Annotated in this window: 18 protein-coding genes; 6 read left to right on the top strand and 12 right to left on the bottom strand. The window is 35.6% G+C overall.

Annotated elements, in window-relative coordinates:
- Positions 1–25: 25 nt before the first annotated feature.
- The 9 genes from EHQ16_RS12655 to trxA form a co-directional block, all read right to left on the bottom strand.
- Complete coding sequence (locus tag EHQ16_RS12655; RefSeq protein ID WP_135634032.1) at positions 26–1159, bottom strand: NHL repeat-containing protein; 1134 nt, start codon at positions 1157–1159, stop codon at positions 26–28.
- 16 nt (positions 1160–1175) lie between these two features.
- Positions 1176–1757: a hypothetical protein gene (locus tag EHQ16_RS12650; protein ID WP_135634034.1), complete on the bottom strand. Its 582-nt coding sequence runs from the start codon at positions 1755–1757 to the stop codon at positions 1176–1178.
- On the bottom strand, positions 1744–2178 hold the full coding sequence (locus tag EHQ16_RS19510; protein WP_135634036.1) for a hypothetical protein: 435 nt from the start codon (positions 2176–2178) through the stop codon (positions 1744–1746). Before EHQ16_RS19510 ends, EHQ16_RS12650 begins: the two co-directional genes overlap by 14 nt.
- A complete protein-coding gene (locus EHQ16_RS12640; RefSeq protein WP_135634038.1) occupies positions 2168–9082 on the bottom strand; it encodes an RHS repeat-associated core domain-containing protein in 6915 nt (2304 codons plus the stop codon). The genes EHQ16_RS19510 and EHQ16_RS12640 overlap by 11 nt, the downstream gene beginning before the upstream one ends.
- A gap of 378 nt (positions 9083–9460) precedes the next feature.
- Positions 9461–10138 carry a M15 family metallopeptidase gene (locus EHQ16_RS12635; RefSeq protein WP_135634040.1) on the bottom strand — a complete coding sequence of 226 codons (678 nt, stop codon included), beginning with the start codon at positions 10136–10138 and terminating at the stop codon, positions 9461–9463.
- Positions 10135–10992 (bottom strand): VanW family protein, encoded by an 858-nt coding sequence (locus EHQ16_RS12630; RefSeq protein ID WP_135634042.1) that lies wholly within the window; start codon positions 10990–10992, stop codon positions 10135–10137. The genes EHQ16_RS12635 and EHQ16_RS12630 overlap by 4 nt, the downstream gene beginning before the upstream one ends.
- Positions 10982–12319, bottom strand: a complete 1338-nt coding sequence (locus EHQ16_RS12625; RefSeq protein ID WP_135634044.1) for a hypothetical protein — start codon at positions 12317–12319, stop codon at positions 10982–10984. Before EHQ16_RS12625 ends, EHQ16_RS12630 begins: the two co-directional genes overlap by 11 nt.
- Positions 12320–12325: 6 nt before the next feature.
- Positions 12326–13618 (bottom strand): discoidin domain-containing protein, encoded by a 1293-nt coding sequence (locus EHQ16_RS12620; protein WP_135634046.1) that lies wholly within the window; start codon positions 13616–13618, stop codon positions 12326–12328.
- Between the two features lie 70 nt (positions 13619–13688).
- Positions 13689–14003: a thioredoxin gene (trxA, locus tag EHQ16_RS12615; protein ID WP_135634048.1), complete on the bottom strand. Its 315-nt coding sequence runs from the start codon at positions 14001–14003 to the stop codon at positions 13689–13691.
- A 196-nt stretch (positions 14004–14199) separates the two neighbouring features.
- Here trxA and EHQ16_RS12610 point away from each other — a divergent pair, with 196 nt between their 5' ends.
- Positions 14200–14766 carry a Crp/Fnr family transcriptional regulator gene (locus EHQ16_RS12610; RefSeq protein WP_135634051.1) on the top strand — a complete coding sequence of 189 codons (567 nt, stop codon included), beginning with the start codon at positions 14200–14202 and terminating at the stop codon, positions 14764–14766.
- On the opposite strand, the gene EHQ16_RS12605 is transcribed toward EHQ16_RS12610, so the two are convergent.
- Positions 14735–15649 (bottom strand): type 1 glutamine amidotransferase domain-containing protein, encoded by a 915-nt coding sequence (locus tag EHQ16_RS12605; RefSeq protein ID WP_135634053.1) that lies wholly within the window; start codon positions 15647–15649, stop codon positions 14735–14737. The genes EHQ16_RS12610 and EHQ16_RS12605 overlap by 32 nt on opposite strands.
- A 109-nt stretch (positions 15650–15758) precedes the next feature.
- Positions 15759–16790 carry an MBL fold metallo-hydrolase gene (locus EHQ16_RS12600; RefSeq protein ID WP_135634055.1) on the bottom strand — a complete coding sequence of 344 codons (1032 nt, stop codon included), beginning with the start codon at positions 16788–16790 and terminating at the stop codon, positions 15759–15761.
- Between the two features lie 320 nt (positions 16791–17110).
- On the opposite strand from EHQ16_RS12600, the gene EHQ16_RS12595 reads away from it, so the two are divergent.
- Positions 17111–18163, top strand: a complete 1053-nt coding sequence (locus tag EHQ16_RS12595) for an SDR family oxidoreductase (protein ID WP_135634057.1) — start codon at positions 17111–17113, stop codon at positions 18161–18163.
- 192 nt (positions 18164–18355) lie between these two features.
- The gene (locus tag EHQ16_RS12590) at positions 18356–18955 is read left to right on the top strand and encodes a DUF4269 domain-containing protein (RefSeq protein ID WP_135634059.1); all 600 of its coding nucleotides are present in this window, start codon (positions 18356–18358) and stop codon (positions 18953–18955) included.
- Here EHQ16_RS12590 and EHQ16_RS12585 read toward each other — a convergent pair.
- Positions 18937–19542, bottom strand: a complete 606-nt coding sequence (locus tag EHQ16_RS12585; protein WP_135634061.1) for an alpha-ketoglutarate-dependent dioxygenase AlkB family protein — start codon at positions 19540–19542, stop codon at positions 18937–18939. The genes EHQ16_RS12590 and EHQ16_RS12585 overlap by 19 nt on opposite strands.
- Positions 19543–19690: 148 nt before the next feature.
- Between EHQ16_RS12585 and EHQ16_RS12580 the strand changes: the two genes are divergently transcribed.
- From EHQ16_RS12580 to EHQ16_RS12570, 3 genes are all read left to right on the top strand, one after another.
- Positions 19691–19927 (top strand): hypothetical protein, encoded by a 237-nt coding sequence (locus tag EHQ16_RS12580; protein WP_135634064.1) that lies wholly within the window; start codon positions 19691–19693, stop codon positions 19925–19927.
- On the top strand, positions 19927–21069 hold the full coding sequence (locus tag EHQ16_RS12575) for a suppressor of fused domain protein (RefSeq protein ID WP_135634066.1): 1143 nt from the start codon (positions 19927–19929) through the stop codon (positions 21067–21069). Before EHQ16_RS12580 ends, EHQ16_RS12575 begins: the two co-directional genes overlap by 1 nt.
- 67 nt (positions 21070–21136) lie before the next feature.
- On the top strand, positions 21137–21718 hold the full coding sequence (locus tag EHQ16_RS12570; RefSeq protein ID WP_100734930.1) for a hypothetical protein: 582 nt from the start codon (positions 21137–21139) through the stop codon (positions 21716–21718).
- Positions 21719–21732: the final 14 nt, after the last annotated feature.

Genomic DNA, 21732 nt, shown 5'->3' with positions numbered 1-21732 from the left:
TTTAATTAATAGAGTCAGATGATGATTAATATTCAATTTTTCGAATCACATGATTTCGATAATCAGTTACAAAAAAAGTACGGCCTTCTCCAGCCACAATTCCGGAAGGTTCGTTAAACCTTGCTTGTGTTCCATAGCCATCTACTAACCCAAACTCACCAAATGTCGTACCTGCGAATGTTGAAACTTCACCAACACGTGTATACTTTCTAATTGCATTGTTCACTGAGTCAGCTATTATAAAATCGCCATCCACATCATTTACTAAATTGGTCGGTGAACTAAATTTTGCTTGGGAAATATTTCCATTCACATAACCTAAAACTTTTGTCACAAAAGTAACTTTTCTATTTTGATCAATCACTGCAAAACTGCCACAGCAACCTAACACATACAAGTTACCAGATATAGGATCAAAACTAATTCCATTTGGGTCTGTAAATCTTGCATCGTTTCCGACACCATCCACTAAACCCGCAACGCCTGAAGTACTACCTGCATAAGTAGTGACATTTCCAGAAGTGTCAATTTTGCGAATGGAATGATTACTTCCATCTGTTACAAATAAATTCCCAGTATTATCACAAGTAATATCCCGTAGAATTCCAAATCGAGCTGCCGCAAGATTACCGTCAACATTTCCATATCCACCTGTTAATTTTGTAACTACAGCTGCTTCAGAGATCTTTCGTACCAAACTATTAGATGAGTCTGCTACATAAAAATACCCATCTGGACACCTTGTGATTCCTAATATATTTTTAAATCGAGCATTCGTTCCAATTCCATCTGTATCACCAAATGAACCATCGAGAGCTCCTGCAAAGGTAGAAACAGATCCTGATGCATCAATTTTTCGGATTTTCCTACCTTCATTATCAACGATTAATAGACTTTTGTCCGAGCTCACATACACCAAATCCCGTGGGCGATTGAATGTTGCGCTAAACCTGTCACCATCGATCCCTCCAGATTGGCGCTGACTAGAACCTGCATACAAACTAACCTTTACATTGCTAGTGTAAGTTGAGCCATTGTTAAGCAGAGAAAGAAATAAAAGATTTTGAGTGTCTTTGTTATCATTTCCCGAATCACAATTGTAAAAAATTAATAAAGTGAACGAAAGGCTAAAAATTTTTTTAATAATCATTTGTTTCATAGTTTCTAAAGGCATTTCATTTACACATATCAGCAAAAATATCAGCGGGAGTGTCTATAATTGATGTTTTGTGTTCTCGCTTTACAATATCGATTTCGATATATAGAGATTTGTTTGGTGGGATTTCGAAATCCTCCCAGATTTCATATTGTAGAAAATATTCTTGGCCAAATTCTCTTCTATCGTCGCGAAAAAATAACAAATAATTCTTTTTACCTTTTGACGTAGGAAAGTAATTTCTGCAATTTTCTTTAATCTGAGTTTGCCGAATTGAATTTGCTTCTTTTAAAAAATACTCTGAATCATTGATTGAAGAATATGGAATTACTTTAATTCCGACTACTGGACTGTGGCTTAAAGTAATACTCTGAAATCTTGATTCTCTTTGTTGTATTCCTGACGTATAAAGCAATCTATCATTCTTACTTTCTTTATTCAAGATTTGAACAATGATATAAGTTTCATTAAAATCCTCTAAAGGAACGATTTTTAATCTATATTCTGGGATAGGAGGTACATAATTTGGAAAAGCATGTAGATCCAAGATAGAAAAGAGACTAAACACAAAAATAAACAAAATCCATTTACTTTTTCTCATTATAGAACAATCCTTCTTTTGAATCTTTAATAACAAAATTTTGGATTTTCAAACCTTTAGTTTTAATATCCAAAATCTGCGTTCCATCACTTATAACATACCTAACTCGAATTGTTTGTTTTTTACATGGTATTTTTTGCTTAAAAACAGAATCTCTAAATGACTCAACTGGAAAAAAATATTCTGAGCCTTGATCTAGAAATATTTCTTTTTCTCTAACTTCTTCCGCATTTAAATCTAGAATATTATCTTCTTCCAAGAAAATTGAAATTGATCTAACACGATCGAATTTTCCAAGGATCGAAACATTGCAAAGATTTTTGATTAAATACGGATGATAAACTGAATGCACTTTTACTACGCTCGGGTAACAAGATGCCAAAAGTAGTAAAAGCAATAAAAATAAATATTTAATATACATCCCTTTTTCCTAATTTATTAAGTCGATTTAATTCATGAGAATATGAATTATAATCTGTAATTGTAATCAATGGCAGGGGAGTCAAAAAATTCAAAAAGTCTATCGCGAGATCACCGTAAGCGTTTGGTTTATTATTTGTGATATTGGCAACAGATGTTGATGCTCCTTTCATAAATAATACACACTTTATCCATCCAGGAAAGAAATCGGGGCTATAAAACCATTTATCTGCACCATAAACATAAGTTCCCCAATAAGGACTTACTGCAGCTTCTCCATTTACGCCTTTAGTCAATATCTCGTTTGAATAACCCATACCTTGTAATCCACCAAATACCCCGCCTATAGCTCCGCCTATCACTGAACCCATGATGGCACTTCGTTCATCCCATTTTCCTTCACCAATATAGCCGCCGACAGTGTAACCTATAGCTGAACCAGCAACATACCCTGCACTAGCACCAAAAAATGGTGCGGCAGCGGCAGCCCAACCTGGACTCCCCCAAAGCATTATCCCGCCTGTTACAACGGCAATCACAGCCATAACTCCAGTAACGACTGCTCTTTCTCTTTGAGCTTCTTTGAGATCTCTTTTGTTTCTATCGATGATATGTTTTTTAGCAGCCAATGAAAGGAAAACATTGTCCGACTCAGCAAGTGCATTGAGAATATCTTTTTTAATATTCCGAACCATTGTTTTGTTATCTGCTCCGACAATTTTTCGGATGATCTGATTGAACATGTGAATGTGAGCATTATTTCCCGATGGATCCGTATTCATAATAGGATTTCCATTTACAAACATAAACCGATTCATGCCGAAGAGTTGGTCCGCCATAATTTGAGTATCTGGTTGTAAAAATCTTCCTATTTCAGGATCATAATATCGAGAATTATAATATAATAGTTTTGTAGTTACATCTTCTTCTTTGCCTTCATATTTATATTTAAAAATATCAGGTCCAGATGAATCATTTCGCAAGATCCCACCATAAGGTTTGTAAGAAACAAAACTCGCGCCACTATCCATTCCTCCACTTACTACATTGCCAAATCCATCTGATACTTTTGTGATACTTCCTAAATGATCAGTATGGAAAAAAACTAACCCATTCACTGGAGTACCATTTTGGAGCCCAATATCAATTGGTGTTCCTATGCTAGGAGTATTTGCATTGATCTGAGTTGGGAAAATTAACCAGGGAGGTGTCCCTTGTTCTCCACCGCCCGGAAGAATCATACCGCAATTACTTAGATTCATCACGCAGAGAAGTAGCAATGGAGTTGCTGATTTAATGCCAATCCTTCTGCTCAAAGGAAAAATCAAAAGAAAAGCTAATGAAATAGTGGAGGAGAAAAAATAAGTCTTAACATTCTCAAATTTAGAAACACTTTTGAATAAATTTTTAATTTTACCTATAAATGCAAGGCCATGGCTACCTGGATTAAAAACTTGATTTTCAGCTACCAAGATGGCATCTGAAGTTGATAATTGGGCGATCAATTCATCTGCCGCACCTTCGAAGTACAGGGTATACTGATCTGGATTTCCAGGAGTCCGTGTAACATCAAATTTTCGACCAAGAGAAATAACAGTCTTATTGTTTAATTCACTAGTTTTCTTGATTCGAATTCCAGAAAAATCGTAAGCAAACGTTGTATTTCCTGTTTCCGAAGAATTATATTCCTTCATTCTTCCAAGGTCATCATACGATAAATTATCATTATTTTTTTGTATCACTTTTCCGCTACGATCATAATTGAATGTATGTGTGGTTTGATTTTCATCAGAAACCGATAATAACATTCCAACGGAGTCATATTGGTAATTTAAATTTCCTTTTTTTAATATATCACCGCTCGCATTATATGAATAACTTTCAACCCCATATTTTCCTATTGCATTCGTAATTCTATTGTGGGCGTCATAAACAAATTCTTGAGTTCTAGAAGGATTCTTATGATCTGTTCGCTTTAAAACATTCCCTACAGCATCATATTCTAACTCAATACTTTCAAATAATACTCCAGAAAGATTCGATGTTTTATATGATTTTACTTTTTTATCTTGTTTTGAGGTGAATATTTCAGTTTTTACTCCGTTTCCAAAAATTTTATTAATTTTAAATACAATATCGTCTTCAGGTTCAACTGAATATTGAACCAAGTTATGATTGTAACTACCGGCTCTAGGTATATCTAATAAAATTGAACTTAAATAACCACCTTTGGAATAATTGTAATGTGCAATCGATCCTTCCGGATATTGTAGTTCAGTAGTCCGATCTAAATTGTCATAAGTCGCATTTTCAACTAAAACTAGATCATCAATTCGCCTAACACTTTTAGAAACATTCCCTCTCGAATCATACTCGAAAGAGACTAATCCTCCATCGTCTTGTATAGCCGCTACTCTACCCATACCATTTAAGGAAAAATCATATTCAAACTTTACCTTAACATTTCCATTTGTATTTTTAACCTCTTTTCTTCGACTGAGTTCATCATAAGTGAAGTTTTGAGCCTTACCTTGCGAATCTCGTTGCAATAGAATATTATCATTCGCATCATATTGATACTCGAATGAACCTGCAATTGCATCAATTTGAGTAATTTTACGCCCATAAACATCATATGAAAAATTTACGAATCTATCAAGTGAATCAGTTGCTCTTATTAATTTCCCTTGTTTGTTATAATCGTAAGTATATGAAACACCTGATCCAAAATTGCGATACACGAGTTGATCTAAAGAATTCTTTCTTATGATTTCTTTATGTAGTTCACTTCCATTTTTTAGCACAGTGACAGTAGTCTCGTAACCATTCGTTTCTGACTTTTCTACGATTCCGTTGCTATTGATTACTTCGATGGGAGATCCATAAATCGGATCGTATTTATAATACTTTGTCGTGAAACCAGACAATCCTTCTATATCATCTTCTGTTTCAGTTTCAACCTTTCCATTTGGGTAATATTTCTTTGTATTTATGAGTTTTAATCCATTTTCAAGTAGCTTTTCTTCTCTAACTAGCCTATTGAAAGAATCAAAATATGCGTTAGAAACTATTTCTTGTGAAGCAGAGATTTTCTCCGTTTTTTTAATGGATGCGCCAGTCCTTCCCGTATTTTGATACTCAACTTCCAAGGTCCAATCCGAGTTTCCTGGAATTTTTTCTCTAATTCGCCTACCATATTTATCATATTCATATTCAAATAACGCACCGTTTGGATCGATACTTTGTAAGAGATTACCAAACTTATATTCATATTGCTTTTGAAATATGTGACCTAATGGGTTAATGATTTTAGTTTGAAATAAATGAATTTTATCATCATGCTCGTACTGGGAAATGTTGCCCAGATAGTCACTTTCTGATTTTACGTTTCCATAAGAATCGTAAGTAAATGACTTCGACCGAGACTTTGGATTATCCGCAAATTGTGTGATCCTAACAATTTGATGATTATTATATTCGTATGTGTTATCTTTAATTAAAAAGCCATCTGAAAACACCTTCTCCCTACTTTTTCGCTCTAGAAGATAATTTATCGGATCTACACTGAAAGTATTTTCTTTTAAAATAACATGTCCACCTATCGAAATATTTTCTCTGGCAATATTTGCATAGGCATCGTAGTCAAAACCAGTTACTTGACTTTCTAAGACTCCATTTTTGTCGGTAGATTCTAATACTTGTTGAGTTAGATAAAATTTTGATCCTGACGGAATTATTTTTGATAAGTAAGAATATTCTTTTGTCTTTATATTGTGAGCATTAATAAAATCTTCAACTTTGATTAACTTTCCAATTCCAGGATTGCCTGCATTATGATTGTATGAATATTTAGTTTGGGTATATGGTGTACCCATTAAGCTGGTATATACATTTAGGGTTTTAAAACCCAAGTATTTTTTATCGTTCAATCCACCTAGTTGAATTTTATCTTGTTCATATTCTATTTTTGATTCTGACGTTTCAACTGTTGCGCTAAAGTTTTTAATCGAACTGATTAAGAACCCTCCATCTAAATTTGAAACTATTGGATAAGCAGATGTTTGCGCATTTAAATTGAGTAACTTACCTCTGGGGGTGTAGCTGATATCTGTTCTTTTTTCTCCATTTCCATTATTTATTGAAGTAATAAATCCTGTTGGCAAAACATTCGATTGATTGTAATAAGTAATGACCGCATTATTTACCCAAGGAGTATCACGATTGACATCTAAAAAATTAATATTTTCAAACAAAGCTTGTTTTTGAACATTGATACCTACGAAATCACTTTGGCCATCATGATTAAAATCTAAAGCAGCCAAAAGCCCGCCAGCAGGAAAGGCATCATCACCAGAAGATTTATATGTTATTTTTCCTGAACTCCACCTAGCATACGATACTCGAATTTGTGAACCGTCATACCAAATAAAATCATCCATTCCGTCCCCATCTACATCTGCGAATGATTTACCTCTGATTAAATTATCGTATAGATGATCCGTCATTTTTGGATAATCTGGTTGGTCACTTAAACTAGCTTGATTAAATAATTTAGCCGTATCTAGTTTATGTTCGAATATGTAATCGTCTCTTTTATATTTTACGATTAAAAAAAGTTCTGTTGCTGATTGTAGTCTAACATATATTTCATCATTTTCGCCATCTTTATCTAAATCATAAAATGTAGGGCTAGTGTTACCGTTATAAACTCCTGACGGGAACGCAGCACTGATTTCTATGGACTCAGTAAATTGACTTGAATTATCATGTAAGTAGAGCGTAATCTTTTCTGAACCAGGAGAGATTTCGGTTTGAATGATTTTATCTAAAGGAGATCCGTCTCTTTTCAAATCCAACAAATAAGGATCCGCCACCAATTGCGAAGAACTCTTAGTAAGATCTTTATTAAAATAAACGCCTTCCAAAGTCACTACATAAGGTTCTTGAAAATTTCTTCCGTCAAACATACGAATTTTCAAATCCCCATTTTGCGTCACGGAAACGTATTCAGATCGACGATCACCATTTATATCAGCAAAATAAAAATTCGCATAAAGACCATCAGTTCCAATTCGGACTGAACCACTATTGATATTCGATCCTGATGATCCATACATTGAATATAACAATGTTCTAGTTTCTTCATTGTCTATATTTGTGAAACTGATGAAATCAGGATAACCATTACCATCTAAGTCTACAAATTGTTGCCCAGATTGTCCAAATCGATAACCATCGATTCCAGAAAGAAAAACTCCCGAATTGAATCCACTACCATTGCTTTTATAGAATTTTAAACCACCATCTTCAAATTGAATAAAATCAGTTAATCCATCATTATCGAAATCAACGAAATGTTGGTAAATTTTTTGATCTGGTCTTAAATAAAACCATCTTTCTTTATCTGGTCTTGGTTGTCTTAATATAATATTGGTATTGATGATAGGCAAACTATTTCCGTTGGAGATAGCAACTTTTATAGGAAGATCATAGTCTTCTATGATCACAAAATCTGACATGCGATCACCGTTCAAATCTCCGGGAATAATCCTCGTAACCTCCGTATTTATAAAACTATCAGAGTGAACAAAATTACCTCCAAGAGATATGAATTCTCCCTGTTTGGCGGCTTTATTAACTTGAATCTTTCCTAATTTTTTTCCAAACAGCGCTGTATCAAATGGGAATGATCCAGTCTGCATGCCTGCATCAACAATTCTAGCAAAGTCAACTCTTCCATCTCCATTAACGTCAGCAAAAGAGACAGACGATTTTTCGATTCCGGTATGACAGTCGTTGGTGTCTCTTATTGCTACAAACAAACACATTAAAGCCGTAAATGGATTAGCCTTAACGAGAGTAGTTGCACAAATATTCAATGAACCAGTGCATCTTCCGTTATCAGAAAATTTATAAAAATGGTTTAATTGACCATTCTCTACCGGGAAAGAATTTCCATGGATGCGGTTTGACAAATTTGTTTGTATCTTGGCATAGTCCATGTTGATTGGCTCATAGCCGTCTCTTTCAAGTCTTACTAATTTTATAGAACTATTTTGATCTACATCATATACGAAATGGTAATCTTCAATTTTTTCATCTTCAAAATAAACTCGAATATCAGATATCAATCTATCTTGCTTGGTTAATCCACTATCTTCATAAGATATTCTGCTAATTGGCGAACTTTGATATTCAAACAAAATACGATATTTTCCATTTCCATAAATGATTTCAGTAGGAATGGCTTGGTTCTTTGCCAATTGTAAAGTTTGATCATAATTTATCGAAATTTCATTTCCATCCCGATCAAATATTTTTGAAACAGTCCAAAGTTTTCCTATATTTGTGTTTTCTGCATATTTTACAAGATTCCCGTATTCAATAGAAATTCCATTACCCGTCTTTCTTTCCCAATTACATGGCCCTCCTTCACAAGAGGAAGAAACAAACATTGTGAATATATCTTTTGAATCTTCTGACGCATAATATCCATTAGGAATCGTTTGGCTTTTGATTAGTCTTCCTAACTCATCAGAATAAAACGAATCGTCCAATGCTCGTTTAATGCCTACTGAATTATCTCTACGGATTGTATCGATTCCAGAAAGTTGCCATCCGTCACCAAGATTGGTTCCTATAGATTTAGGATTATAATTTAGAATAATTTCAGGTGTTAAGTTACCGGTTCCCTTCGGCAAAGTAATTGGATATGCCAATGACGGCATTCCTGCAGAATTCACTTCAACTTCAGGTATTTGTTGAGGAATGATTGATTCTTCTAACCCAGAGAAAAAGGCAAAAAAGTTTACAGAAGAAAAAAATATTACAAGCAGGATAATAGTTTTTTTAACAGATAAAGACTTCCTTCTTATGATAGAAGCAATATTGAATGTATTGTGCATGTTTAATTTTCTTATATTGTATTTTACGCATAAACTTCTTATAGAATCTTTTTATATATTTTAAAATCAAAATGCTTAACGATTGATAGAGTCAACAAAATTTTCCATTCAAACTTTGTAAAACCAAGCTGTAATTAATATGTAACACAAATGAAACCAAACTGTAATAATCTAACGCGTTGTAGTTGAGTTCATCCTCAGTGAATATAAATGAAGGTAGTTTTTTTAGAATATGTATCTCTGAGCATAACTTGTAGAGTGCATAATATCAGTTACAGACTATCAATTACAAACTTAAGTCGATTCATTTCCATAACCAAACGACCATTTAGCTGTGTTTGAGATAGTTTAATGTTATCTGGGTGGAAATCTAAATCCCTACTCCAATTCCTCAAAGGGAATGTCCAAAACTTCAAAGCCGGAACATTCTAAAAAATCATAATGCCACCATTCGGTTTTGTTCACACGAAATCCATATTGCTTGAGTGTACTGATCAAAATTGTTCGGCTTTTTAAAATTTCTGGATCAGTAACGGTGGATTCGGCCCAGGCTTCCTTTCGAAAGGAGTCGTATTCCGTTGGCATGGGAAGTTCCTTTTTTGTTTTTTGATCCACAAGAGTTAAGTCAATCGCACAACCTTTGTTATGCCTAGATCCGGTTTTTGGGGAAGCCACATACCTTGTATCACCCACAATCTCAAAAAATTTGACTGTGGCCCTGTATGGCCTGTAAGCATCAAAGATTTTAATCGAATATCCAAGTTGTAAAAATTCAAGGTTGGCTTTTCTTAGTGCTTCTGCCACTGGTTTTCTGGCAAAGGCTTTGGCTTCCTTATAGATAACTTGTTTGGTAAAATTATCGGGAGTTGCGTATTTGATATCCAAAAGAATTTCAGGAATTTTCTTTTCTAAGTTGATCAGTTCTTTATTTGGATTTTTCTGTATGGAAAGTTCGTAGGTTTTACGATCCAAAACTTTGAGTTTATTTTCTGTTGGTTGGGATACCAAAGATAAAAATGGAAATCCTAAAAATATGGTAACAACAATTAATTTCATTTGGACTCCAAAAGTGGTTCATACATCATCCAAGCGGTATTTTCTGTAACCAACACATCTTCTAAAATTTCTTTTGTATCTTTAGAAATTTTTTTTCTGCGGATGGTATTCCTTCTTGTATAACCTCCCCAAGGTTCTGCATGAAATCCATGGTAGGATTCGTAGACTTGGTAGATAAACGGATTTTCCACATCGGAAAACCATTCCCCTTTTAAGAAATCATCCTCAATCCAAAGATGCAATACAAATGACTGTTTGGTTGTATTCTTGATTTGTAAGTCGATATAATTGTAGGACAAAGTGGCACCCGATCCGAAAGGGAGAGTTCTTTCCGAATCAGGAAAAATATCAAAACTATGCCGCCATCTCTCTTTCACTTCTAATGGACTGTGTAAAGTCATCCAATAGATGAGGTTGGCCATTTGGCAAAGTCCACCGCCAGTTCGTTCAATAAAACTACCATTCCTAAGTTGCATCCCAGGCAAATATCCTTTGCGTTTTGTTGGTTTCCCCACAAGATACCAAAACGAAAAAACTTGGTTTGGCTGAATAATGATTCCATCTAACTTAGAAATGGCGATACTCAAATTAACCCTTTTGTTTTCTTGAAGATACATAGGCACATCTCTCAGTTTGCGATAGATGGGAGAACTATGTTTAAAAAAAGATATGGGAAATTTGTGGGCCATCTCTTCCAACGATACTTTTGAGGTAACAAAGGATTTTCTTTCCAGAAACCAAATTAAATAACGTTTCCATTGAAAATAGATTTTGCCAAAAAAAAGTCGAAAATTTCCTCGATTGATCTTTCGATGCATACCTGGAATCGATTTTCTTTGAATACTAAAGCCCATAGGATTGTTTTCTCTTTATAAATTCAGGGCGCTGTCTGTAAGGATTTTTCCAAGACTTTGCGATCGATAAAAATTTCGAATTCCTTTTTTCTAACCACAAACGATATCGTTGCCAATCTTTTTCTAAAACAAGTTGGTATTCACCTAAAGGTTGGACAAATGAAAAAATTGGTTGGTTCTTTTCATCTTTACTTGCGAGCAAATTCTCATACCGAATTCCATAAACAGCTCGGTAGATTTCTGTGCCTTCCGGCAATTCAGAAATTGCTTTTGTATCCGGTTCCCAAGATAAACAATCTTTCCGAAATTGAAAATGGTAGTATTCACAAAAACCGTGGTGTGCCACAAGTAAACCATTGTTAGGGACTGAAGCCATAGATTCACCCGGAATCCACATATATTCATAAGAATAACGAAATAAACTAGGGCTAGTAAATAATGTAAAAATCCAAAGCCCTGTGCTTGCCATCCAAATCAAAAATTGGAATCGATTCCATATAACAAAAACCTGAACCACAAGAATCAAACTCAAAAGAATTCGGTATTGTATATCCGCAAAATGAAAGATTGGAAGTATCAGTAAAAACCCAAAAAAAGCCAAGGCCTTTCGCATTCGAAAGAACTTAGATTCTGATTTTCCAAATACCAAAAAAATCCAGTCCCAAAGGATTCCAAATCCAGCTAACGCGAATGCTGCGAATAATGGAAAAATTTCTTTATCGCCATAAAACCTTCCATTGGGATTTTGAGGGAAAAGAAAGGGAAGGATGACGGCAAAACAAAAAACCGCTGGGTAAACCTTTTCAGGGATAATATAAAAAACTAAAATCCCAAAACCAAACAATGTTACCATTGGATGAAACCAAAGGGCAAATAAAAACAAGATCCCGGAGATGACCCACCGAAACCGCAATACCAAAGATGAAAAAACTGGAATCGATCTTTGTGAGAATGTTACTGATAGTTTTGGAATTCTCCTAGTGGTAAAATAACAACCAATACTTAGAATCAAAAATCCTAAAGCCCAACTTTGTTTGGGATATAAAAAACCCAAAACAAAAACCAAAATACTGGGAATGAAATTGATTCTTTGGTTTGGAGTTTCTTTTACTGGAAAAATCAAATACCTAGAAAAAAAGAGAGAAAAAATAAGCCAAACGGACGTTAGTATCTGGAAAAATAATAAAGTTTCATCACTGACCCCAAAAATCCGAAACAAAAAAGCTACAATATGAAAAACAGGTGAATGGTCTGGCGAATGCAACTTCCCCGTTTCTAAAAGGGAAATTGCTTGGACACCATACCAATAAATATCCTTACCGAACAATGGAATTTAGTCTGTGATTTGGACTTTTTTGCCAATCATCTGCAATCCATTGGCAGATTTTTTAACGGTAAGTGTATCACCAAAGATAACAGTCGATTTTTCTTCTGTGGTTTCTGCGTAAGGACTATTGGAATCTAAACTTTGTGTGACAACCTTATGGTCGCGTCCAAAAATTTTGATTTTTGCTTCGGTAGGTGAAGCATCAAGTAATACCCAGTTCCCATCTAATACTCGTTTTTCGGACACGTCATCTTTCCAAATGACAAAAGAACCGTTCGAACGAAATACATAATCCAATCGACCATCAGAAACATTCCCAAAAACCGCTTTGTTTACAAACCCAGAAAGGATTGTGTTTTTTGTTTTTGAAAGGACTGACCTTTTGAATTCATCAGCATTTTTATCAACTACAGTAAATCGTTTTCCTTTTTCTCCCAGTAAGATGATTTCTGCGACGACAGTGTCTTTCCAAGTTTTTCCTGGTCGAACTTTTTGGATGGTGAATGTAAATTTTTTCCCTGATATTGTTTTTGGGAAAAAAATCCTTTGCCCACCTTGTTTGTCTGCGATTTTGATCGGAAAAGTGTCTGATTCATTGGATACAGTTAACTCAGTCACCGACCCATTTTTATAAAACAAAGCATCTAATCTTTGATAACCGTTGAATATTTCCAAACCTGATAAATCAACGTTGTCTTCTAATTCAATTTGAAAAGATTCACCTTCTCCATTTTCTTTTGCACCTTCTACCCAAGCAAAATCGATACTACCATCAAACAAACTATATGCGGGATAGTTAGGAAGTGTGCTACTAGCTGTGACTTGGCCGACAATGGGTTCTGGATAAACTACATCCAATTTTTTACCGTTTTGGAAAAACGAAACTGTTTGGATTCCATTCCCTGATTCAGGTAATAAATAAATTACGTGAACTCCATTGGATCTTATTTTTTGTGGGGTTTCTTTCGAGCAGTCAAAATTTGTCGCATAACTGCCGTCTTTATAAAAGGCAACATATCCCTTTTTGTCTTTGCATTCGATAGAAATTTCATTAAAAAAGGAACGTCCATCTGTTTTTCCAGATTGGTTCCATTTGGCCCCATTGGAGAAAAAAATGGTAATCCCATCTAAACTGGATTCCGGTTTCCAATGTTTGCCAGAGATGAATACATTGATGGGGCTTGTGCCATCAGCAGAGGATGCTGCTTGGATTCGTTCGATAACGATGGAATTTTCTATTGGACTATTTTTACAAAATAGAACAAAGAAAACCAAAAGTGTTAGGATTATTTTTTTCAAAGGATGTACCTCGGCAGATACAAACTTTCCCCAACACTTTCAGCGGAGACAAGTAAAAAATTGACCTGTCTTAGATCATCCCACCGAATACTTTTTTAAGTTCTTCACTTCGCATAGCACCGGAAATACGATGAATTTCCTTTCCATCTTTAAACAAAATCATTGTAGGGATTCCCGTGATACCGTATCTTCCAGCAATTTCCTGTTTTTCATCCGTATTGATTTTGATGATGGATACTTTCCCTTTCCAATCTTTTGCCAATTTTTCTAGTTCAGGAGCCACCATTTTGCATGGACCACACCACGGGGCCCAAAAATCCACAAGGATCGGTTTCTCGTGTGTCCGAACCAACTCTTCAAAACTTTTTGGTAAATTTTCTGACATAAATTCGACTCCTATCCTTTAGACTTATATACCCTGGTAGGTATATAAGAATTGTCGAAATTTTTTAATTAACCATCCTATTTTTAGGATTGAGTCGAAGAACTTTGTAGTCCATTTTTCTATTCTTACAAAAGTCCTAATGGAAAGAATCAGTAGACAGGCTCTAAAGAAACAATAATCTTAAAACTCAGTTCCAATGAAAGTTGTCTTACCCAAACCCATAGGTTCTGAAGAAATCCGTCAGTTTTTTATGGCTCACGGCAAAACCATCAAACTAAAGAAAAAAGAATATTTTGCTAAAAAGGGAATACCTTTATATAGCGTTGGTTTGGTTGTCGGTGGTGGATTCAAACTCATTTATAAACATGGAAAAAAGGAATGGATCAAATCCTTTATCTTCGAAGATGGAATTCTAGGAAGTTTACCAAGTGTCTTGGAAAACCAACCCATTCCCTATTCCATCATTGCAATAGAACCTAGTGAAGTGATTGTATTAACAGCTAACGAATTCAAATCCAAAATGGAAAAAGAAAATGGTTATCAAAATTTTCTCATCCAATTCCTTTCGAAATTGTATTTAAAAAAAGAAGAACGTGTTGCTGATTTTTTACTCCTGGAACCTGAAAAAAGATATAAAAAGTTCATTCAGGAATATTCGCATGTTTTGGATCGAATTTCCCAAATAGACCAAGCTGCCTATTTGGGAATCACAAACGTGGCACTCAGCCGGATTAAAAAGAGAATTTTTTTAAAGTATCCTTAAGCGCATCTAAATAAAGTTTGGTGAATTCTTCTCCTGAGAATGGATTTTGTGAAGTGACTAAGTTTCTATCTCTTGTGGCATATCCGCTTGCCGGAAAAACAGAAGATTCATATATCATTCCGCGTTCTTTTAATAAATCCGAAATTTTTCTAACTTTAGGTTTTCCTTTCATTACAAATGATTCGATAAACCATTCTTCTATTTTTGTAACTGAGTTCACATGATAACCCTGGAATAAAAATCCTTCTCCCTTAGAACCGGATGGAAGTGTGAGTAACAAAGCTGGTGCATGGCAGACGAGACCAATCGTTTTTTCCTGTTCTTGAAATCTTGAAAGTAAAATGGGAAGATTTGTATCATACAACAAGTCAGTCATCAGTCCTTGTCCTCCAGGAATGAGTAACCCGATATAACTTTGATTGTTTTTAATGGCCAATTCGAGTGAAATTGGTTTTTGAAAGGAAGAAAGTGAATTTAAAAAACGAATGGCTTCTTCTTTTTCTTCTTTAGAGTTCCAATATTTATCTTTTAAACTTTCTGGATCAAGTGTAACCGTTTTGCCATTTGGAGTGGCAAACTCCAAGTCAAAACCGGATTGGTTCAAATGAATGGCAGGATGGTAGAGTTCGTTTAGAAACACTCCTGTAGGGTGTTTTTGATTTTCATCTAACACAAGTATTCTCGCAGCACTCATCACAATTAAAACTTTTGGTTTTGGTTCTGACTTTGCAAAAAGAGAAGATTGAAATACTGCCATAGAAATAATCAATACGATTGGCACGCGGATCATTTCAAAAAAAGTAAAACGACTGGGTTGGTTTCGTTTTAAAATAGGGTAAGCGGAAAGAAAAAAATGATTTTGGTTCGGAGTTGGATTCGGCATGTTGAACACTCTCAAAAATTAGATTTGATGAGTCCTCTACCAAAATGATAGGGACTCTTCTAATAGAGATCAAAAAAACCTAACTTATTTTTAACTTAAGTTAAAATTTCTAAAACAGATCGATGGTTTCAAAACCTTGTAATAACTTTACTTCTATCTTTTCTTTTTCCGTTCTATTTAGAATGTATTTCATATTTCCATCAAAATTGTCTCCGAGTTTCAGATTGGGTTCTAATGGTTCTGAAAGTGGTTTGAAAAAATTATCCCAATGAATGGGGATGAGTAATTTTGGTTTTAAAGTCTGTACTGTTTGTTTGTAATACTCATCTTGAAAGGCAGTAGGTTGAAGGGAAAGTTGTGCAATTCCCAAAAACAAAACATCGGCTTGTAATTTGTCCAAAGCTCCTTCTACAAAGTTTGTACTACTCTTAATTAAAATTTTATTTTTCCCATGTTGAATGAAAAAATCAAAAGTCCCTCCTTCAATAAAGTCCAAGGCGTTTACGGGTTGGACGAGAGGTGTTTCAATGTTTGGATGATTGGGATCTGTTGCATTTGTTTTGCCAAGGATACGAAAGGGAGGAGTGTGTTTGGATTCCAAAACAGTGATGGTAAACTTTCCGATAGTTATAGGTTTTCCAGGTACGAATTTTTGCATTTGTTCACTGGTAAGACCTGCTCCCGTTCCTACATTTAGAGTGGACGAAGAACCAAATAACTTCGCCTTTGTTTGTTTGGCGACAAGTGGAGAATCCATTACATGGTCATAATGAGAATGGCAAACAAATATGGCTCCCAGTCGGTTGATTTTTGCTCTTTCGATGACTGAAGAAACGATGATTGGATCTGATTCTATTTTGGAAAATGCAGTTTTCCATATTGATGGTCTTGAAAAAAATCCATCCGTTAAAATTTGTGTTTCTCCATCATCTAACAATATGGATGAGGTTCCAAGGAAGGTGACTCGCACTTTTCCTTTCGGTATGAGGTTTGATTTACTTTCATGAAGAAAATAGGAATCGTAATGGTTTAGGTTTCCTGAAGAACGAAGGGCACAATGGGAAAAAAAGAAAATGAAGGAAACATAGAGAAGGATTAAAGAAAGATTTTGTTTTATAAGAAGATTGGTTTTCTCTGCCATAACCACCAAAAATAATCAAAAGAAACATTGATGGCAAACCATTTATAGTTTTATAAAAGATTGCATTTTTGCGAAAGGGATTTGTAGGACTTGGTCTCTGGGTGTGCACAATGTGCGCAAACCAGAGACGGGAGCGAACGCGGACTCCGGAAAAGCCCGGGCCCACAGGGCTTCGCCCAAAAAAGAACAGAAATAGAGTTATAGATTCAGGAGGATTTCATTTTTGTTTTTGTTGGGATGATTGGAGATTTGATTTCTGTTTTGACAGATTCTCTGGGATTTGTTTGCAACATAGGTTGGAACTAAGTCTAAAATGCAATATGAAATCTATCAATTCAGAATTACCCGTTGTTGTCACTGGAGGTTCAGGATACATCGCATCTTGGATCGTAAAATATTTGTTAGAAGATGGAAAGAAAGTGAGGGCGACGGTTCGTAGCCTCAAAGATATTTCTAAAATTGCTCACTTATTAGAGTTAAAAGAAAAGTATCAGGATCATTTGACTTTGTTCGAAGCAGATCTTCTGTTAGATGGAAGTTTTGACAAAGTCATTGAAGGTACCGAACTTGTGATCCATACGGCTTCTCCGTTTTTTGTTGCCGGTGTCAAAGATGCACAAAAACAATTGATTGATCCTGCTTTAAAGGGAACCAGAAACGTTCTAGAATCCTGTAATCGTATTTCGTCCGTTAAACGAGTAGTTTTAACTTCTAGTGTAGCGGCAATTCATGGGGACAATATTGATTCTTTACAAGTTCCGAACCAAACGTTTACAGAAGATCATTGGAATATAACAAGTAGTCTAAACCACCAACCTTATGCTTATTCCAAAACTTTGGCCGAAAAAGAAGCTTGGGAAATTCAGAAAAAACAAACACGTTGGGATTTAGTTGTGATCAATCCATCATTTGTGATGGGACCTTCGCTTTCCAAACGTATGGATGGAACCAGTGTTGAGTTTATGAAAAATATGTTGAAGGGAGTTTTTCGCACAGGTGTCCCGGATACAAAAATGGGATTTGTGGATGTTAGAGATGTTGCCAAGGCACATATCTTAGCAGGATTTACTCCAAGTGCTAAGGGAAGGCATATTACTTCGGCAGAGGTGATACCAATGTTAGGTGCTGCAAAAATCATTAAAGAAAATTTTGGAAACAAATATTCTGTTCCTACGGGAAATCTTCCAAAGGCACTTGTATATGTGATTGGTCCTTTTTTTGGATTATCTTGGGGTTATACAAAAAATAATATTGGCCAACCGTTGAACTTAAATAATGAGTTTAGCAAAACAGATCTAGGCTTAACCTATCGCCCGTTAAAAGATACATTTATTGATCATGTCAATCAAATGGAAAGTTCTGGATTGTTGTGATTTGGTTCAAACGAACCTGATTGGGAAACTAGTGAAACTGCGAAGTTTTCTTTAGAATTTTTATGGAGATTCAGTTCCCAGGAGACAAGAGTTGAATTTTATGGTAGGAGTTGGGCCGGGAATGAACCCTCACAAGCCCACCTCCACCACCCATTCAGGGTGGGGGCCGAGACCGAGCGCACGAGACATAATATGCAATCCCTCCAAACCAATCCGTTTCTTGGTACAGACTACTTACAGTTCGGAAATTCCAAACAACAGGAATTAGCGAGGGACTTAGAGGAATGGAAAATTTTAAAATCTTTAAATGGATTCAAACCTACTTTGGCCGGAACCATTCCCTTGGATATTGATACAGATTCCAGTGATGTGGATATCTTAGTAAAATTTAATATTCCTGCTCACCTTCAAAAGATTTGTTATGCTAAGTTTCGAAATTTACCAAACTATAGTTTTTCTGAAAAAACAATGGCTCTTCGAGTCACTTTGATTTGTCGATTTGAAACGAAAAGATTTCAATATGAAATTTTTGGACAATCGGTGGAACCAACGGATCAGTATGCTTGGATTCATATGATGGTAGAAAATCGATTTTTAACATTGGCAGATCCAACATTCCGTGATGAGATTCGTAATCTAAAAAAACAAGGAATCAAAACAGAACCTGCGTTTTGTAAAGTATTGGATCTAAAGGGTGATCCTTATAAAACATTATTGGTATGGAATCAAAAATCGGATGAACAGTTTCAAGAATTACTTTTGAAAAGAGGGTTTCAAACCAATCCAAATTGACGAAAGGTTAAATTGATCCTCGGTCGTTTGACCTTCATTGCCTTAGGAAGAGAATGCAACCAATGCCTTTGGATGACATCTTTCATTAAAAGCAAACTTCCATGTTCTAACTGCAACTCCACCTGCTCTCCATTTTTTTTATGTTTATAACGAAAGATCCGTTCGGCACCAAAACTGACGGAAGCAATCGTAGAATTAGGACGTAACGAAGTTTCATCATCGCTATGCCAGGCCATCCCTTCACTTCCATCATGGTATAAATTTAAAAGACAAGAATTGAATTTTTCTTTTGATGCCAACTCCACTTTGGTTTTTAATTCTAAAAGTAAAGGAGACCAAGGTAGTGCTGTTTTTGTAGTTCCCGAATAACGGTAAGAAAATCCTTTTTCCGCATACCAAGCCACACTCCTTTTGGTAGTAATGTGTTTTCCATAGAGAACAGCTTCGTCCGACTTCCATTCGATCCCGTCCAGAAGAGAGAGAAAAAACTGATCTGCTTCCTCCGTGGGGAGAAAATCCCGGATGTACAACAAAACCCCGTCATAGGGTAAAAGATTTTCAGATTCAGATTTGTGAAATAAGTGCATGGATTTCGAAATGGATCGCCTGAAAAAAGTAAGTCACTGTAATTTTTCACCCACTGACCAAAGAAATCCAATGAAAATCGACACCGACTGTCGAAACAGTCTAAAATTTTAGTTGGTTTCCCTCCGAGACCAAAGAATCTATACACGTATGACCCCAACTCGCACGATCCAATCTTTCATCGACGCTAAAAAGGAAAACCATTCTCCTTCGGAAGAAGTCTGGAACTCACTCAAAAGTTACAGGAAGTGGAACGAACCAGAACTCATTGGTCTAAGAAATGCCTCCGGTTATTATCCAGATATTTATTTTGAAGAAGGAATGGATGAAACCATATCCAAACTACTAGCGAAATTTAAAGAGAGAGTTGTTCCGCATAAATTTTAATGAATCCCAGCACCCCCAAAGTTTTATACCAAGAAGCAAATCCTTACGGTTCTTTTACTGCCTTTTTAGAAGATGATGGAAGAACCATTTACCTTTACTTACAATCACATAACAACCCTGAGTGGCCCATGAAAACACTTTGGGTGCGTAACTTAATTGATGCACCTGATGCTCGCCTGGATGAAGATTTTGATGCTGGCCTTGCGCCCGTGTTGACCAAATCGGAAATTACAGATTCTAATGCACAGACATCACTCACAGAAGATCAAATTCATTTCATTTGGTCAGAAGAAGGTGATGGTGTTGCTTTATTTGTTGATGAAGAACTGCAAGCCTATCTTCCTTCTTGGTCAGGGATCAAAGGGATTCATGGGTATGCAAAGTTTGCAAAAGAAGAAGCTCCTACTGCTTCTCCTCTCGGTGATCCAGAAAATGGAGTGATTGCCGAACGAGTGCGGGCCAATCGAAAATTTTGGGAATCTGTTGCTGAAAAAGATCATTGGAAGAAAGCACAAAAACTTCGATTGGATTTTTTAGAATCAAAACTTGGGAAACATGAAAAGTATTGGTCTGCCGATGGAGGAAAGTATCCATCTCTAGGAATTGCTTCTTTTTTACCCAAAGAATTTCCTGGGATCAAAATCTTTTCCACAATTGGGATGAGTGTTCAAAACCAACCATCCATTGAACTCTATCATAAAGATTATGAAAACTTTTCAAGAATCGAACTCGTATTTGCCATCCAACTTTTAAAAGACTCAGAAGATAAATCAGAAACTTGGATCCAACATGTACTGGGTGAAATGGTAAAGTTTCCTTGGAACACAGGAATTTGGTTTGGTCATTCTCATACCATTCAAAATCCAAGAAAAGATCCCGACCAACTTTATCTAGACTTCAATTGGTTCGTTCTACGCAACGTCACAGACGAAATAGAGCAAGGTTCTAAGGATTCACTACCCAACCTTCACGGACTCATCACAGAGAATGGGAAACGTGCTAATTTTCTTGTATTAACACCCATCGCAACGGAAGAACGAATTTGTTTTATGCGAGAAGGTTCTGCAAAATTTTGGGAAACATGGAAGAAAGAAGGATATAGTTTTTCTCATGATTCCGAACGAAGGATGTTAGAATTCTAATTTTCTAGATCTTAATTGTAAAAAAATCCGATTCAAACTCTAAAATCTGTCCGTTACTCTAAGAGATATGGCAGAGACGTATACAAAGTACTTCAATTTAGAGTTTGAACCCTTTTCTTTAGAACGAATCCTCGAAGAAAGACAAGATTCTTCCGGATTTTTCCTCTCTACCGTATTTCAAAAACGGTTTTCTGAAGAAGTGAACCTCAAACGCCACGAAGATCAGAAACTTTGGATCCAAACAAAGAATTTGCGCTATGTAGTTTTAGATGGGATTCAGAAAATTTCTGATGAAAATGGACGATTGGAACCAACCAATATCCTCTACTTACTTGTATTTTTTGATTTTAACTCCATCACAGAATATGGTTTCGAAGATGTTTGCAACGTACTGATGAAACGATATGACCTCCCTTCTCTCATCCTCAAAATGCCTGATACAGACCATTTAGAGATCTGGGGAAAGGATCATTCACGTAAAAGTTATAAAAACGTAGTGCATCCTAACATCGAATCACTAATGAAAGCACTCTTTGATTCGATCAATAAGAAGGATCATTTTCAATTTATTGGTATGGAAAGAGCCAATTCGGATAAAAAATCGGGATTTTTGATGTCTAGAAGGGGTTTTACAAGGGCAATTGCCTAATTTTTCTTAAGAAC

The organism is Leptospira kanakyensis (genome assembly GCF_004769235.1).
GTDB lineage: Bacteria > Spirochaetota > Leptospiria > Leptospirales > Leptospiraceae > Leptospira_A > Leptospira_A kanakyensis.
This window is presented reverse-complemented; position numbering and strand designations above follow the sequence as displayed.